The following is a 15,300-nucleotide window of genomic DNA, read 5'->3' as shown; positions in this document are numbered from 1 at the left end:
AATCCAAGAGGCATGTCAGGCTGGTCAACGTTTACCCCCCGGCTCTGCATGCTTCCCTTAACGGGGCTCGAGCCATGATACATGTTATTGGTCACCTTCATCCCGACAGCGATGCCGTTTGCAGCGCCGTGATGGTTGCTCGCTGGTTAACGCTGCGGGGCCGCACGGCACAGGCGTGGCGCTGCGGCGAGGTTAACCGTGAAACTGAACTGATTTTCTCCCGTGCCGCTCTTCCTCTGCCCGGGCTTCTCTCGTCTTCTCTGAGCAACAAAGACATCTGGCTGGTGGATTTTAACGAGCCGGGGCAAGGGCCAGACTCGCTTATCACCGGCAATATTGTTGGGATCATCGATCATCACCGTTTGGGCGGGCTGATTACCCGGTTGCCGCCGGAGGTGTGCATCAAACCCGTAGGCAGCACGGCCACGGTGATCTGGCAGCTTATGGACGCCCGACTTCGGGCCGGGATCTCTGCCAGCGAGGCTATTTTGCTCCTGGGCGCGCTGCTCAGTGACACCGTCGCGCTACGTTCGCCCACGACCACACCTGAGGATAGGCTGGCGGCGGATGAGCTGGCCGGGCGCATCGGTATCGATTATGAAGAGTTTATTGCCGACCTGCTCACGGCCAAGACCTCTGTGGCCGGGCAGAGCGCGAGGGAACTGCTGCACAAAGATCTCAAGCGTTTTGACATCAACGGTGTTCGGCTAAAAATTGCGCAGCTGGAACTCTACTCTCTAACGCAACTTGCTCCTCAACTGGATGCTCTGCTGGAAGAAATGAATCTGCATGCGGCCGACGCCGATGTCGATCTTGTCGTGTTGATGGTGACCGATATTAATGCTTGTGAATCTGAACTCTATTTCTCCACCTCTTCATTGATGCCTGGGGCGCAGCCCCGCGTGATGCCGGGCATGATGAGTCGCAAAAAACAGCTTCTCCCCTGGCTGCAAAGCCAGCTCAATCCCGCCAGGAGCCCGCTATGAACCTCTACTCCCACGTTCTCGTACTTATTCAGGGCAAGACCGACGGGCAGGTGCTGATTCAACATGCCGCTCGCCTTGCCGGGGCGCTGCCCGTCCAAATCACCCTCGTCCACATCAGCGAAGACTACCGGGAGATGAATTACGTCTCCGATGCGCGAATGGATGACAACGTTTCTGCCGACCTGATTCAGGCGAAAGCGTTGTTTAGCGAGCTGGTGCGCTCGGTCAACGTGCCGGTAAAAACGCGGGAGCTGGTGACGTTGAACCGCTTTGAAGACGTTGAAAAATGCATTTCTTCACTGGATGTGGACCTGGTGCTGGCCGGGCACCGCAACCGCTGGCTGGGGCAGATCGCTTCTGACTCGATGGAATACGTTAATCATCTGAATGTTGACGTGCTGATTAAACATATCGATGGCAAACAATGAGGTAATCACCATGAATTTTACGCTGGATAAAATAGTTGCTCGTGAAATTTTGGATTCTCGTGGGAACCCAACCGTTGAAGTTGATGCTTATACCACAGAGGGGGTTATGGCCCGGGCCTCGGTTCCGTCCGGTGCCAGCACGGGTTCAAGGGAGGCCATAGAGCGACGGGATGGCGATAAACAGCGCTACAACGGTAAGGGGGTGCAGAACGCAGTGCATTCGATCAATACCGAGATTCATCAGGCACTTGTGGGCGTTGATGGCCGTGAACAGCGGCGGGTGGATGATATTCTGCTGGCGCTGGACGGCACGGAAAACAAGGCACGGTTGGGGGCTAACGCCATTCTCGGTGTTTCTTTGGCCGTCGCGCGGCTTGCAGCTCAGGTAACCGGCCAGCCGCTGTTTCGCTATCTCGGTGGGCTGAGGGCGAACCTGCTGCCGGTTCCCTGCATGAATATTGTTAACGGCGGGGTGCATGCCCGGGGGCAGGGAGCGGATTTTCAGGAGTTTATGATTGCGCCACATGGTGCGGCCAGCCTGACCGAAGCCGTGCGCCAGGGGAGCGAAGTCTACCAGGCGCTTCGCCAGATCCTGCTGGATAACAATCTTTCTACAGCCGTGGGTGATGAAGGCGGATTTGCCCCGGCGGTGTCCTCTAATAAACAACCTTTGCAGTTTATCGTGCAGGCGATTGAGAAAGCGGGCTACCGGCCAGGGGAAGATATCAGCATCTGTATCGATCCCGCTTCCAGCGAATTCTATACCGAGGGTAAATACCACCTAAGAACGGAAAAAAGCACGCTTAGCGCCGAAGAGATGACGGGCAATTATGCCGATCTGCTGGGCCAGTTTCCTATTGTGCTGCTTGAAGATGGGCTGGCCGAGAATGACTGGGCAGGCTGGAAGCACCTGAACCAAAAATTGGGCAACAGGGTCGAGCTGGTGGGCGACGATCTCTTCGTGACTAACGTGAAATACATCCGACGTGGCATAGAAGAGAACCTGGCTAACGCGGCGCTGATCAAGCTGAACCAGATAGGCACCCTGAGCGAAACCTTCGACGCGGTGGCACTTTGCCAGCAGCACGGCTGGGGAACGTTTATTTCTCACCGCAGCGGTGAAACGACGGACAGCTTTATTGCGGACATGACGGTTGCCCTGCGTGCGGGGCACCTGAAAACCGGCGCGCCTTGTCGGGGCGAAAGGGTAGAAAAATATAATCAGTTGATGCGAATTGAACAGGCGCTAGGCGCAGATGCACATTTTGCCGGACGTAGCGCTTTTATTCATAAAAGCTAAAAGCAAAGTTCTTATTTAACAACACCGTATCGTTTAGATCTTTTTGAGGGAAATATGGTTAAACCACTGTTTGCAGTTATTGTTGGCGGCTCGGCTGGGTGTGTTATTCGCTGGCTCCTTGCGTTACGTCTGAATGGCCTTTTCCCTCATTTGCCCCTCGGTACGCTGGCGGTCAACCTGTTGGCTGGGTTGATTATCGGTGGCGCAATGGCTTTCTTTCTGCGTCAGCCGCAGCTCGATCCCGGCTGGAAGTTGTTGATTACCACCGGCCTGTGCGGCGGCATGAGTACTTTTTCAACGTTCTCTGTTGAGCTGTTTTCGCTGCTGCAGGGGGGGAATTATGCCTGGGCGATGGCGTCCGTTTTCGCTCACGTACTGGGTTCACTGTTAATGACTGCGGTCGGTTTCTTTGTCATAAATGCAGTGATGTAATAGGGCTGTGCAACCGGCGGGCCTGAGTTTGGCTCGCCTTTTTTATTCTTAGAGAACAACAGCGAAAGGCGTTTTATAAGAGTATTAGCCCTAGTGCCAGGAATAGGGAGGCGGGGGAAGGATGACCGCGCAAGCGCGTTCTCACTGCCGTGAGTCGAACCTTAATCGAAGCTTCTCATCCTTCCCCAATGGGAATCTGGATGATTGTGCGAGTTCTGAAGTTGGGATTTGTTCTGGAAGATGGTGGCGGGGGAAGGATGACCGCGCAAGCGCGTTCTCACTGACGTGAGTCGAACCTTAATCGAAGCTTCTCGTCCTTCCCCAACGGGAATCTGGATGATTGTGCAAGTTCTTAAGTTGGGGTTTGTTCTGGAAGATGGTGGCGGGGGAAGGATGACCGCGCAAGCGCGTTCTCACTGACGTGAGTCGAACCTTAATCGAAGCTTCTCGTCCTTCCCCAACGGGAATCTGGATGATTGTGCAAGTTCTTAAGTTGGGGTTTGTTCTGGAATATGGTGGCGGGGGAAGGATTCGAACCTTCGAAGTCGATGACGGCAGATTTACAGTCTGCTCCCTTTGGCCGCTCGGGAACCCCGCCAGGGGTTAATGCTTTGAATTTTTAGATGGTGGTGGGGGAAGGATTATTCGTCGCTTCACTCCTCACCCTTCGGGCCGCTGCTTTAGCAGCGTTATTTCGCTTTCGCTCGATTCGAACCTTGGTCGAAGATTCTCACCCTTCCCGATAAGCGAAAACTTTGTCTCATCTCATCGGTATTACCACATCACTGTGGTGAATAATGGTGGTGGGGGAAGGATTCGAACCTTCGAAGTCGATGACGGCAGATTTACAGTCTGCTCCCTTTGGCCGCTCGGGAACCCCACCACGGGGTAATGCTTGTTACTGGCCTGCTTCGCTGTGGAAGCGGGGCGCATCATATCAAATGAAGCGCCGCTGTAAAGCATTCACTTGAGGAAAATGAATCGTTTGCCGCTTTTTTACGCTGAGCGCCGCAAAGCTAACCAATTCATTTTCTGAGTGATTAGAGAATAATCGTACGGTTGCCGTAAACGAAGACTCGCTGGGCCAACACTTCGTAGAGCGCCCGGCTTAGCACATTTTTCTCTACGTCACGCCCGGCACGCATCATGTCGTCGGCGGTGTAGGTGTGATCGACGTGGATCACGTCCTGCATGATGATCGGGCCTTCGTCCAGATTATCATTAACATAATGCGCGGTGGCGCCGATAATCTTCACGCCGCGTTCGTAGGCCTGGTGGTAAGGGCGTGCGCCGATAAACGCCGGCAGGAACGAGTGATGGATGTTGATTATCTGGTTCGGGAAGCGGGCGACAAACTCAGGCGTCAATACGCGCATGTATTTGGCCAGCACGACGTAGTCTGGTTTATGTGCTTCGATAGCATCGGCCATTTGCATGTCGTGCTCTTCGCGCGTCATCCCTTCGTGGCTGACTAACTGGAACGGAATGTCGAAACGCTCCACTAAGGTACGTAGGGTTTCGTGATTGCCGATGACGGCAGCGATTTCTACGTCCAGGCCGCCATAGGTGGATTTCATCAGCAAATCGCCGAGGCAATGGGCTTCTTTGGTGACCAGAATAACAATGCGACGGCGGCCCGCAGGCGTCAATTCACGAATTGAGCCTTCCGGCAGCGCGCTGTCCAGGTCGGCCATCAGCGTAGTGTCGTTAAAAATGCCTTCAAGCTCGGTACGCATAAAGAAGCGGCCGGTACGATGATCGACAAATTCGTTGTTCTGAACAATATTGAGTTCGTGTTTGTAGCAAATGTTAGTGATTCGCGCGATGAGACCCTTCTGATCGGGGCAGATTGTGCGGAGAACTTTACGTTGTAATGCCTGCATGAAGAGATAAATCCTGTTGAACGGTGTTTGCGAAACAATAATGCTGTTATGCAGCGAAGGCTATCATCCGCAGCATTTTTTATATTTTTTTCCAGAACCGCAAGGGCAGGGGTCATTACGACCGAACTGCGGGCGGAGGCCGTCGATATAGTACCATTGACCGCTTTCCCTGACGAAACGAGAGCGTTCGATTATCGCGCTTTGCTTGCCGTTTTCCTGAAAACGGGCCACAAAGCTGACAAATCCTTCGTTGACATCTTTGCCTTCGGCTTCTTCATATATCGTCAGGCCGAGCCATTCCGTGTCGCCGAAGCCGCTGGATATTTCTGATTTTAACGACGGACGGCGGCAGCTCTCATGCCAGCTTGCAACAAGATAATCAGCATCCTGCTTCACAAAAGCGGTGTAACGAGAGCGCATAAGCTGTGACGGGCGTTGCGGATGCTGGGCCGCGCTTAGGTAAGGCTGGCAACATAAGCTATACTCCAAACCGCTGCCACAGGGACAAAGTTGCAACATAATATCTCCAGGAAAAATAAACGACGCCAATAATACGACGGCAGCACTTATGTTAACTGAGCGGTGGCGTTGGCGTCACGGAGTGATTACCGGGGAAGATTGACCGAGGCGTGATGAGACAGGTAAAGATCGGCCTGGCATTAGGGTCGGGTGCGGCCAAAGGATGGGCGCACATTGGCGTTATCAATGCGTTAAAAAAAGCAGGGATTCAGATTGATATCGTGGCAGGGTGTTCCGTCGGCGCGCTGGTCGGTGCCGCCTGTGCCAGCCAGCGGTTGCCGGTGATGGAGCGATGGGTGCGATCATTCAGCTACTGGGATGTCCTGCGTCTGATGGATCTTTCCTGGCGTCGCGGCGGGCTGCTCCGCGGTGAACGCGTGTTTAACAATATTCGCAAAATCATTCCAGAAACCGCTATTGAGGGCTGTGGCATGAGATTTGGTGCCGTGGCCACCAACCTGAGTACCGGGCGAGAGCTGTGGTTTACCGACGGCGACCTCCATCAGGCTATTCGCGCCTCCTGCAGCATGCCGGGGCTGCTGTCTCCCGTTGCACACAACGGTTACTGGCTGGTGGATGGCGCAATTGTCAATCCGGTGCCGATCTCGCTCACTCGTGCGCTGGGGGCGGATATCGTCATTGCGGTGGACTTGCAGCACGATGCGCACCTGATGCAGCAGGATCTGCTGTCGGTGAATATGACGCCTGCCGGGGAGGAGAATCTGGCGCAGCCTGCGTCCTGGCGCAGTCGTTTACGGGAGCGTTTGGGAAAAATGACCCACCGCCGGGCCACTGTTACGCCGACGGCGATGGAAATTATGACGACCTCGATTCAGGTGCTGGAAAACCGCCTCAAGCGTAACCGCATGGCGGGCGATCCTCCCGATATTCTTCTGCAGCCCTTTTGCCCGCAAATTTCCACCCTCGACTTTCATCGTGCGTCCGAAGCTATCGCGGCAGGCTACCTTGCGGTTGAGAAAAAAATGGATGAGCTACTGCCGCTGGTTCGTACTCATGATTAAGTTAATACTTAACCCGTTTCTGACAGGCGCTCGTTGCGATACCGTGCCACTATTGAAATATTGCCAGGCAGAGGAAAGCGCATGAGTTACCCGCTGGAAGGAAAGCAGATCCTCATTGTTGAAGACGAGCCCGTTTTCCGCTCTCTGCTGGACAGCTATTTGACGTCGCTTGGCGCGGGCACGCTGCTTGCCTGGGACGGCATGGATGCGCTTGAGAAGCTGGGGCAATTTACGCCGGATCTGCTGATTTGTGACCTGGCGATGCCACGAATGAATGGTCTTGAACTGGTGGAACATATCCGTAACGAAGGTAATCAAACGCCCATTTTAGTTATTTCAGCGACGGAAAATATGTCTGACATAGCCCAGGCTTTACGGCTCGGTGTGCAGGATGTGTTGCTGAAACCCATTAAAGATCTTAATCGATTAAAAGAGACCGTATTGTCCTGTATCTACCCCACAATGTTTAATTCCCGGGTAGAAGAGGAGGAGCGGCTGTTTCAGGATTGGGATGCGCTGGCACGGGATCCTCAGGCTGCATCCAAGCTGCTGCAAGAACTGCAACCGCCGGTCCAGCAGGTTATGTCGCGCTGCCGAATAAATTATCGCCAGTTAATTGCGGTCGATCAGCCTGGTCTGGTGCTCGATATTGCGCCACTTTCAGATAATGATCTGGCTTTTTATTGTTTAGACGTTACCCGTGCTGGCGATAACGGTGTATTAGCCGCGCTGTTGCTCAGAGCGTTATTCAACGGATTATTACAGGAACAACTTTCGCATCAGGGCCAGCGTTTACCTGAACTGGGTAATTTACTAAAACAGGTCAATCAACTATTGCGTCAGGCAAACCTGAACGGACAATTTCCGCTCATTGTGGGTTATTATCACAGCGGATTAAAAAACCTCATTCTGGTCTCCGCCGGGCTTAATGCCACATTAAATACCGGCGAGCACCAAATCCAGGTCAGCAACGGCGTGCCGTTGGGGACGCTGGGCAATGCCTACCTCAATCAAATCAGCCAGCGGTGCGAAGCCTGGCAATGCCAGGTGTGGGGCTCCGGTGGGCGTTTACGGCTGATGTTGTCTGCAGAATAAACAACGGAACAACTGATTACATTTAGCTTTTTTCCTGGAACCCGGGCGGTGGTAATATCGCGTCCAACCTAATCGTATTTGTCTTAAATTAGCCGCTGCCGGAGTAAACGGGGGGCGGTTTTCGTTTTTAAGCTGATATACTCAACCGCGTTTTTAAATTGACGACAAGTGTGAAACTTGAACAGTCCTGGAGGTTTTTTCAATGGCTGCCATTAATTCTAAAGTAAGAAAAGCTGTTATCCCGGTTGCGGGGTTGGGAACGCGTATGTTGCCGGCAACAAAGGCAATTCCAAAAGAGATGCTGCCGCTGGTTGATAAACCGCTGATTCAGTATGTCGTTAATGAGTGTATCGCTGCCGGTATTACCGAGATTGTACTGGTTACCCACTCTTCTAAAAATTCCATCGAGAACCACTTCGACACCAGTTTTGAACTGGAAGCCATGCTTGAGAAGCGCGTTAAGCGTCAGCTTCTGGAAGAAGTGCAGTCTATTTGCCCGCCGCACGTCACCATTATGCAGGTGCGTCAGGGGCTGGCGAAAGGGCTGGGCCACGCCGTGATGTGTGCGCATCCTGTCGTCGGTGATGAGCCGGTTGCGGTGATCCTGCCGGACGTGATTCTGGATGAGTTCGAATCCGACCTTTCTCAGGACAACCTGGCCGAAATGATCCGCCGCTTTGACGAAACCGGACACAGCCAAATCATGGTTGAACCTGTTGCGGATGTAACCGCTTATGGCGTGGTTGACTGCAAAGGCGCTGCGCTTTCTGCGGGCGACAGCGTGCCAATGGTCGGGATTGTTGAGAAACCTAAAGCTGACGTTGCGCCATCCAATCTGGCCGTTGTCGGACGCTATGTGCTGAGCGCGGATATCTGGCCGCTGCTGGCGAAAACCCCTCCAGGTGCCGGGGATGAAATTCAGCTCACCGATTCTATCGCAATGCTGATGGAAAAAGAGACCGTTGAAGCCTACCACATGAAAGGCGTGAGCCACGACTGCGGCAACAAGCTGGGCTATATGCAGGCGTTTGTTGAGTACGGTATTCGTCATAACACGCTGGGTGCAGACTTTAAAACCTGGCTTGAAGCCACCGTTGGCGCGAAGAAATAAGTTAATTCAACGCAGGATGGTAAGATGAAAGTTACCGTATTTGGTATTGGCTACGTTGGTTTAGTCCAGGCCGCCGTGCTCGCTGATGTTGGGCATGACGTCATGTGCATCGACGTAGACGCAAAGAAAGTGGAAAACCTGAAAAAAGGTGAAATCCCTATCTTTGAGCCAGGCCTTGCGCCGTTGGTGAAGAAAAATTATGAAGAAGGGCGCCTGCAGTTCAGCACCAATGCTGAAGAGGGCGTCAACCATGGCGAAATGCACTATATCGCCGTGGGGACTCCGCCGGATGAAGACGGTTCCGCTGACCTGAAATACGTGACTTCCGTTGCGCGTACCATTGCGCAGTACATGGATTCACATAAAGTCGTCATCGACAAGTCAACGGTACCCGTTGGCACGGCAGACAAAGTCCGTGCGGTGATGGAAGAAACCCTGAAATCTCGCGGTCTGGAGATTAACTTTGATGTGGTTTCTAACCCCGAGTTCCTGAAAGAAGGTGCCGCGGTTACCGACTGCATGCGCCCTGAGCGTATCGTCATCGGGACGGATAACGAAGAGGTTATTGACCTGCTTCGTGAGCTGTACGAGCCGTTCAACCGTAATCACGATCGCATGATTCTGATGGATATCCGCAGCGCCGAGCTGACTAAATACGCCGCTAACTGCATGCTGGCGACCAAAATCAGCTTCATGAACGAGATTGCTAACCTGGCCGAACGTCTCGGGGCTGACATCGAGAAAGTGCGAATGGGTATCGGGTCCGATTCCCGGATTGGCTACAGTTTCATTTATCCAGGCTGCGGCTACGGTGGCTCCTGCTTCCCGAAAGATGTTCAGGCGCTGATTCGCACCGCAGAGCAGATTGGCTACACGCCAAAAATTCTGCAGGCGGTCGAAGAGGTTAACTATGCTCAGAAGCAAAAACTGCCTGAATTCGTGACCCGCCACTTTGGCCAGGATCTGAAAGGCAAAACCTTTGCGCTTTGGGGACTGTCTTTCAAGCCTAATACAGACGATATGCGTGAAGCCTCCAGCCGGGTGCTGATTGAGGCACTGTGGGAACGAGGCGCAGAGATTCAGGCTTTCGATCCAGAAGCCATGGATGAAACTCAGCGTATTTACGGCCACCGCAGTGATTTAAGGCTGATGGGAACCAAAGAAGCGGCCCTGCAGGGCGCTGATGCGCTTGTGGTTTGTACCGAGTGGCAGAGCTTTAAGGCTCCGGATTTCGATCTGATGAAGAAATCCCTGAAGCAGCCGGTCATCTTCGATGGTCGTAATCTGTATGATCCAGAAAGACTGAATAAGCGTGGTTTTGTTTATTACGCAATCGGCCGCGGTGCTTCCATTAATATTGTTTAAATAACGCCCGTCTGTTGTTATTTATCGTGACCGGCACGACAGCGCACCAGAGAGCCTGTACGCTGCCGGTCACGTTCTCCTTCTTCGCACCACTCCTAAGATTTTAAATCCCCGCTATTAGGCTCCTACAGGGCTTTTCAGCCGTGTTCCTGCAATATTCTGCCGTGCTCGACGGACAAAACCTTTATAGGGGTTAAGGTAAAGGGTTGTGTTCGTTATTTGAACATCAGGGTGCATTTGAAGCAGAAAGATAAGCGAGCGACTAAACGCTGATAACAATGGGCCGTGTAAATATGAGCGATAAAAGTGGCAGTAATATACTTCACGGCGCGTATGTGGGGCGAACCAGTCTCGGCGTCAGCGAGATAAATGCAACGTATGGGATACTCAATAATCTCTCGGCATGAGATCTTCAGGCAGGATTCCCCACTTTGTTCAGGCAAGGATTCAACTCTATGTAGTAACGCCACATTTTTAGTTGATAACGCTTATGGAGTATATCAACCCGAGAAATGGATTACCTTAACGCCAGATAAATCTGCGTCAGGCTTAACCTGATGATTAGCGGGAGAAATTAACTGTACTAAAGGACAGGTATTGTATCTAAAGATATTAAATACGATTCATTAATAAAGAAACGTAAGCTGTTATAGGATTGTTTTACTAAAGTGGTTCATGCCGGGGGCATTAAAATGAAGTGCGTCACAAATAAAAAATCCCGCCGGAGCGGGATCTTAATAAGCAGCACTGAGGGGATTACAGCAGGAAGTCTTCCAGTTTCTTACCTTGCTCATCCATTGCTTTCTTGATAACTGCTGGCGTACGGCCCTGGCCAGTCCAGGTTTTAGTTTCGCCGTTTTCGTCGATGTACTGGTATTTAGCAGGACGCGCAGCGCGTTTCGCTTTACCTGCAGATTTAACAGCAGCAATGCTGTTCAGCAGTTCGTTAGGGTCGATGCCGTCAGCAATCAGCATTTCACGGTATTGCTGCAGTTTACGAGTGCGCTCTTCAACTTCAGCCGCCGCCGCGTTTTCTTCTTCACGACGTTCGTTAACGACAACTTCTAATTTCTCCAGCATCTCTTCCAGAGTTTCCAGGGTGCATTCTCTTGCCTGGGCACGAAGAGTACGGATGTTGTTCAGAATTTTAAGTGCTTCGCTCATTGTAGTAATCTCAAACTTATTATTGGGGGGTGACGTTTGAGCTAATAATAGAGCGTTATATTAGGTTCTGCAATAGCCGTGAATGTAAGTAATTCAAAATTTGCTGATATATAAGTGGCAGTTTAAATACTGTTAACTTAATTCCTGGCCGCTAAACCACGTGAAATGGCACTTCAAGACTCAATTTTTAGACAACAACCCTGCCATCAAAAGGGTTTGTCATGATGAGGGAAAGATAAAAATTTCGCATTAATCATCAAATATCAAGCGCGGGTATTTAGGCATAGGATGGATAGCGGTCGTTTACAATTTATAATAATTGAGCAGGTGAAGCATTTCATTAGAGGCGATAACCCATCTGGATCGGCGATCCGTCATAGCTGTTTCATGTATCCGGCGTACCGCTATTACTCAATGTATAAGCGTGATTTATTAATATATCGGATACAATTAACCTTGATGTTTAGCGAGGTAATCCGCCATCCACCGCACGTTACAGTGTGGTACAATCCGCCGAAACATAATTTACACTTTTGATTCAGGCAACGGGTGCAATGGCTCAACTCTATTTTTACTACTCAGCAATGAATGCGGGAAAATCGACGGCGCTACTTCAGTCATCCTGGAATTACCAGGAAAGAGGGATGCGTACGCTGGTCTACACCGCCGAAATTGATAATCGCTTTGGTGTGGGTAAGGTCAGTTCGCGTATTGGTCTGTCTTCCCCGGCCCGGCTTTATAATCCGACAACGGACCTGCTGGCCGACATCCGCGCCGAACAGCAATCTGCCCCGATACACTGCGTTCTGGTGGACGAAAGCCAATTTTTATCTAAAGAGCAGGTTTATGCTTTATCTGATGTTGTCGATGAGCTGGATATTCCTGTTTTATGCTACGGGCTGCGAACGGATTTTCGCGGGGAGTTATTCAGCGGAAGTCAGTACCTGCTGGCGCTGTCAGACAAATTGGTTGAGCTGAAAACGATTTGTTTCTGTGGCCGTAAAGCCAGTATGGTGCTGCGTCTCGATCAGGAAGGTCGGCCTTATAATGAGGGTGAACAGGTGGTGATAGGCGGGAATGAGCGCTATGTTTCGGTCTGCCGTAAGCATTACAAAGAAGCATTGCTTAAAGGCTCTCTACAGGCCATTCAGGGCAACTGATTCACCGACCATAACTTCCTGTGACGTTTCTACATTAAACATGCTGTGCAGGCCTGAGTGACGTATTCAGACAGAAAAAACCCGCCAAAAGGCGGGTTTTGCATTTTAAGGGCTAACGATTAAGCCGTTTTCTTGGCTTTTTTGTCAGCTTTTGCCGCTGGTGCAGCTTCTTTAGCCGCAGCACCTTCAACAAACGGACGGCCGTAGTAGGTATCCAGCAGAATCTGTTTCAGTTCAGAAATCAGCGGATAGCGTGGGTTAGCGCCGGTGCACTGGTCATCAAAGGCATCTTCGGACAGTTTATCCACGTGGGCCAGGAAGTCTGCTTCCTGCACGCCTGCTTCGCGGATGGACTTAGGAATACCCAGTTCAGCTTTGATTGATTCCAGCCATGCCAGCAGTTTCTCAATCTTAGCCGCGGTACGGTCGCCCGCTGCGGTCAGACCCAGATGGTCGGCGATTTCAGCGTAGCGGCGACGAGCCTGTGGGCGGTCGTACTGGCTGAAAGCCGTCTGCTTGGTTGGGTTGTCGTTCGCGTTATAGCGAATAACGTTGGAGATCAGCAGGGCGTTCGCCAGACCGTGAGGAATGTGGAACTGAGAACCCAGTTTGTGAGCCATGGAGTGGCACACGCCCAGGAAGGCGTTAGCAAACGCGATACCGGCGATAGTCGCTGCGTTGTGAACACGTTCACGTGCAACCGGATTTTTAGACCCTTCATTATAGGAAGCTGGCAGGTTTTCTTTCAGCAGTTTGAGTGCCTGCAGAGCCTGGCCGTCAGAGAATTCGCTTGCCAGGACGGAAACGTAAGCTTCTAGCGCGTGGGTCACGGCATCCAGACCACCAAAGGCGCAGAGCGACTTAGGCATATCCATCACCAGGTTAGCATCAACAATTGCCATGTCCGGGGTCAGCGCGTAGTCAGCCAGCGGGTATTTCTGGCCGGTTGCATCGTCGGTAACAACCGCAAACGGTGTAACTTCAGAACCGGTACCGGACGTGGTAGTGACCGCAATCATCTTCGCTTTCACGCCCATTTTCGGGAACTTGTAGATACGTTTACGGATATCCATAAAGCGCAGCGCCAGTTCTTCGAAGTGGGTTTCTGGGTGTTCGTACATGACCCACATGATTTTGGCTGCATCCATTGGGGAGCCGCCGCCCAGCGCAATGATCACGTCTGGTTTGAAGGAGTTTGCCAGTTCAGCACCCTTGCGAACAACGGTCAGCGTAGGGTCAGCTTCAACTTCGAAGAAGACTTCGGTTTCTACGCCAGCGGCTTTCAGCACGGAGGTGATTTGATCGGCATAGCCATTATTGAACAGGAAACGGTCGGTCACAATCAGCGCACGTTTGTGGCCATCAGTAATCACTTCATCCAGCGCAATTGGCAGAGAGCCACGGCGGAAGTAGATAGATTTCGGAAGTTTATGCCACAGCATGTTCTCAGCTCGCTTAGCAACGGTTTTCTTGTTGATCAGGTGCTTAGGACCCACGTTTTCGGAGATGGAGTTACCGCCCCATGAACCACAACCCAGCGTCAGAGACGGCGCAAGTTTGAAGTTATACAGGTCACCGATACCCCCCTGAGAAGCCGGAGTGTTAATCAGGATACGTGCGGTCTTCATTTTGTCGCCGAAGAACTTAACGCGCGCAGGCTGGTTGTCCTGGTCGGTATAAAGGCAAGAGGTATGGCCGATACCGCCCATCTCAACCAGTTTTTCTGCTTTTACTACCGCGTCTTCAAAGTTTTTAGCGCGGTACATGGCAAGGGTAGGGGACAGTTTTTCATGAGCAAACGGCTCGGACTCATCGACTACGGACACTTCACCGATCAGGATTTTGGTGTCTGCTGGTACGGTGAAGCCTGCCAGTTCTGCAATTTTGGCTGCCGGCTGGCCCACAATCGCGGCGTTAAGCGCGCCATTCTTCAGGATGATGTCCTGAACGGCTTTCAGCTCTTTGCCCTGCAGCAGGTAACCGCCGTGGCTGGCGAAACGTTCGCGAACGGCGTTGTATACAGAATCAACAACGATGACGGACTGTTCAGACGCACAGATAACGCCGTTGTCGAAGGTTTTTGACATCAAAATAGACGCGACAGCACGTTTAACGTCGGCAGTTTCGTCTACCACTACAGGTGTGTTACCTGCGCCTACGCCGATAGCCGGTTTACCGGAGCTGTAAGCCGCTTTAACCATGCCAGGGCCACCGGTCGCCAGAATCATGTTGATGTCCGGGTGGTGCATCAGGGCGTTAGACAGCTCGACGGAAGGTTGATCAATCCAGCCGATCAGATCTTTTGGTGCGCCCGCCGCGATTGCAGCCTGCAGAACAATGTCCGCTGCTTTGTTGGTTGCATCTTTAGCGCGTGGGTGCGGGGAGAAGATGATCGCGTTACGGGTTTTCAGGCTGATCAGCGATTTGAAAATGGCGGTTGAAGTTGGGTTAGTGGTTGGCACGATACCGCAGATGATACCGACAGGTTCGGCAATCGTGATGGTACCGAAGGTGTCGTCTTCAGACAGCACACCGCAGGTTTTCTCATCTTTATAAGCGTTATAGATATATTCAGAAGCGAAGTGGTTTTTAATCACTTTATCTTCGACGATACCCATACCGGATTCAGCGACGGCTAATTTAGCCAGGGGGATTCGAGCGTCGGCAGCGGCCAGGGCGGCAGCACGGAAAATCTTATCGACTTGCTCTTGAGTAAAGTTGGCATATTCACGCTGGGCTTTCTTTACGCGCTCTACGAGGGCGTTCAGTTCCGCGACATTAGTTACAGCCATAATGCTCTCCTGATAATGTTAAACTCTTTTAGTAAATAAGCTG

Annotated in this window: 13 protein-coding genes, 2 tRNA genes and 1 other RNA gene; 9 read left to right on the top strand and 7 right to left on the bottom strand. The window is 51.9% G+C overall.

The window, feature by feature from the left end; genetic code table 11:
- The first annotated feature begins 74 nt into the window (after nucleotides 1-74).
- The 4 genes from WFK85_RS10350 to crcB are packed head-to-tail and all read left to right on the top strand — an operon-like array spanning nucleotide 75 to nucleotide 3,146.
- Nucleotides 75-986: a DHH family phosphoesterase gene (locus WFK85_RS10350; RefSeq protein ID WP_336708123.1), complete on the top strand. Its 912-nt coding sequence runs from the start codon at nucleotides 75-77 to the stop codon at nucleotides 984-986.
- The gene (locus WFK85_RS10345; protein WP_008454225.1) at nucleotides 983-1,414 is read left to right on the top strand and encodes a universal stress protein; all 432 of its coding nucleotides are present in this window, start codon (nucleotides 983-985) and stop codon (nucleotides 1,412-1,414) included. The genes WFK85_RS10350 and WFK85_RS10345 overlap by 4 nt, the downstream gene beginning before the upstream one ends.
- A 10-nt stretch (nucleotides 1,415-1,424) precedes the next feature.
- The gene (eno, locus tag WFK85_RS10340) at nucleotides 1,425-2,714 is read left to right on the top strand and encodes a phosphopyruvate hydratase (protein WP_336708121.1); all 1,290 of its coding nucleotides are present in this window, start codon (nucleotides 1,425-1,427) and stop codon (nucleotides 2,712-2,714) included.
- Between the two features lie 54 nt (nucleotides 2,715-2,768).
- Entirely contained in the window at nucleotides 2,769-3,146 is a 378-nt protein-coding gene (gene crcB / locus WFK85_RS10335; protein WP_008454228.1) for a fluoride efflux transporter CrcB, read from the top strand.
- A 513-nt stretch (nucleotides 3,147-3,659) separates the two neighbouring features.
- On the opposite strand, the gene WFK85_RS10330 is transcribed toward crcB, so the two are convergent.
- The 5 genes from WFK85_RS10330 to WFK85_RS10310 form a co-directional block, all read right to left on the bottom strand.
- Nucleotides 3,660-3,744 (bottom strand) — tRNA-Tyr (locus WFK85_RS10330).
- Nucleotides 3,745-3,770: 26 nt separating this feature from the next.
- Nucleotides 3,771-3,901, bottom strand: a non-coding RNA gene (locus tag WFK85_RS10325) — RtT sRNA.
- Nucleotides 3,902-3,944: 43 nt separating this feature from the next.
- Nucleotides 3,945-4,029 (bottom strand) — tRNA-Tyr (locus WFK85_RS10320).
- Nucleotides 4,030-4,186: 157 nt separating this feature from the next.
- Entirely contained in the window at nucleotides 4,187-5,029 is an 843-nt protein-coding gene (purU, locus tag WFK85_RS10315) for a formyltetrahydrofolate deformylase (protein ID WP_008454230.1), read from the bottom strand.
- Nucleotides 5,030-5,092: 63 nt separating this feature from the next.
- Nucleotides 5,093-5,548 (bottom strand): YchJ family metal-binding protein, encoded by a 456-nt coding sequence (locus tag WFK85_RS10310; RefSeq protein ID WP_166992025.1) that lies wholly within the window; start codon nucleotides 5,546-5,548, stop codon nucleotides 5,093-5,095.
- Between the two features lie 113 nt (nucleotides 5,549-5,661).
- On the opposite strand from WFK85_RS10310, the gene rssA reads away from it, so the two are divergent.
- From rssA to WFK85_RS10290, 4 genes are all read left to right on the top strand, one after another.
- Entirely contained in the window at nucleotides 5,662-6,570 is a 909-nt protein-coding gene (gene rssA / locus WFK85_RS10305) for a patatin-like phospholipase RssA (protein WP_336709743.1), read from the top strand.
- 81 nt (nucleotides 6,571-6,651) lie between these two features.
- Nucleotides 6,652-7,665, top strand: coding sequence for a two-component system response regulator RssB (rssB, locus tag WFK85_RS10300; RefSeq protein ID WP_008454235.1), 1,014 nt, complete (start codon nucleotides 6,652-6,654; stop codon nucleotides 7,663-7,665).
- Between the two features lie 202 nt (nucleotides 7,666-7,867).
- Nucleotides 7,868-8,776: a UTP--glucose-1-phosphate uridylyltransferase GalU gene (gene galU, locus WFK85_RS10295; RefSeq protein WP_008454237.1), complete on the top strand. Its 909-nt coding sequence runs from the start codon at nucleotides 7,868-7,870 to the stop codon at nucleotides 8,774-8,776.
- A gap of 24 nt (nucleotides 8,777-8,800) precedes the next feature.
- The gene (locus WFK85_RS10290) at nucleotides 8,801-10,141 is read left to right on the top strand and encodes a UDP-glucose dehydrogenase family protein (protein ID WP_336709742.1); all 1,341 of its coding nucleotides are present in this window, start codon (nucleotides 8,801-8,803) and stop codon (nucleotides 10,139-10,141) included.
- Between the two features lie 756 nt (nucleotides 10,142-10,897).
- On the opposite strand, the gene hns is transcribed toward WFK85_RS10290, so the two are convergent.
- A complete protein-coding gene (hns, locus tag WFK85_RS10285; RefSeq protein ID WP_008454242.1) occupies nucleotides 10,898-11,305 on the bottom strand; it encodes a histone-like nucleoid-structuring protein H-NS in 408 nt (135 codons plus the stop codon).
- Nucleotides 11,306-11,859: 554 nt separating this feature from the next.
- On the opposite strand from hns, the gene tdk reads away from it, so the two are divergent.
- Nucleotides 11,860-12,465 (top strand): thymidine kinase, encoded by a 606-nt coding sequence (gene tdk / locus WFK85_RS10280; protein ID WP_039303730.1) that lies wholly within the window; start codon nucleotides 11,860-11,862, stop codon nucleotides 12,463-12,465.
- A 119-nt stretch (nucleotides 12,466-12,584) separates the two neighbouring features.
- Here the strand turns inward: tdk and adhE are convergent, their stop codons facing one another.
- Nucleotides 12,585-15,257 carry a bifunctional acetaldehyde-CoA/alcohol dehydrogenase gene (adhE, locus tag WFK85_RS10275; protein WP_166992030.1) on the bottom strand — a complete coding sequence of 891 codons (2,673 nt, stop codon included), beginning with the start codon at nucleotides 15,255-15,257 and terminating at the stop codon, nucleotides 12,585-12,587.
- Nucleotides 15,258-15,300: the final 43 nt, after the last annotated feature.

It is taken from the genome of Cedecea sp. VD22 (assembly GCF_037150195.1).
Classification (GTDB): Bacteria; Pseudomonadota; Gammaproteobacteria; order Enterobacterales; family Enterobacteriaceae; genus Cedecea.
This window is presented reverse-complemented; position numbering and strand designations above follow the sequence as displayed.

Bases quoted from the DNA above. Each gene is read 5' to 3' on its own strand.
- purU (WP_008454230.1), bottom strand. From the start codon at position 5,029: ATGCAGGCATTACAACGTAAAGTTCTCCGCACAATCTGCCCCGATCAG.
- galU (WP_008454237.1), top strand. From the start codon at position 7,868: ATGGCTGCCATTAATTCTAAAGTAAGAAAAGCTGTTATCCCGGTTGCG.
- rssA (WP_336709743.1), top strand. From the start codon at position 5,662: ATGAGACAGGTAAAGATCGGCCTGGCATTAGGGTCGGGTGCGGCCAAA.
- eno (WP_336708121.1), top strand. From the start codon at position 1,425: ATGAATTTTACGCTGGATAAAATAGTTGCTCGTGAAATTTTGGATTCT.
- WFK85_RS10345 (WP_008454225.1), top strand. From the start codon at position 983: ATGAACCTCTACTCCCACGTTCTCGTACTTATTCAGGGCAAGACCGAC.
- WFK85_RS10350 (WP_336708123.1), top strand. From the start codon at position 75: ATGATACATGTTATTGGTCACCTTCATCCCGACAGCGATGCCGTTTGC.
- crcB (WP_008454228.1), top strand. From the start codon at position 2,769: ATGGTTAAACCACTGTTTGCAGTTATTGTTGGCGGCTCGGCTGGGTGT.
- WFK85_RS10310 (WP_166992025.1), bottom strand. From the start codon at position 5,548: ATGTTGCAACTTTGTCCCTGTGGCAGCGGTTTGGAGTATAGCTTATGT.
- WFK85_RS10290 (WP_336709742.1), top strand. From the start codon at position 8,801: ATGAAAGTTACCGTATTTGGTATTGGCTACGTTGGTTTAGTCCAGGCC.
- hns (WP_008454242.1), bottom strand. From the start codon at position 11,305: ATGAGCGAAGCACTTAAAATTCTGAACAACATCCGTACTCTTCGTGCC.
- tdk (WP_039303730.1), top strand. From the start codon at position 11,860: ATGGCTCAACTCTATTTTTACTACTCAGCAATGAATGCGGGAAAATCG.
- rssB (WP_008454235.1), top strand. From the start codon at position 6,652: ATGAGTTACCCGCTGGAAGGAAAGCAGATCCTCATTGTTGAAGACGAG.
- adhE (WP_166992030.1), bottom strand. From the start codon at position 15,257: ATGGCTGTAACTAATGTCGCGGAACTGAACGCCCTCGTAGAGCGCGTA.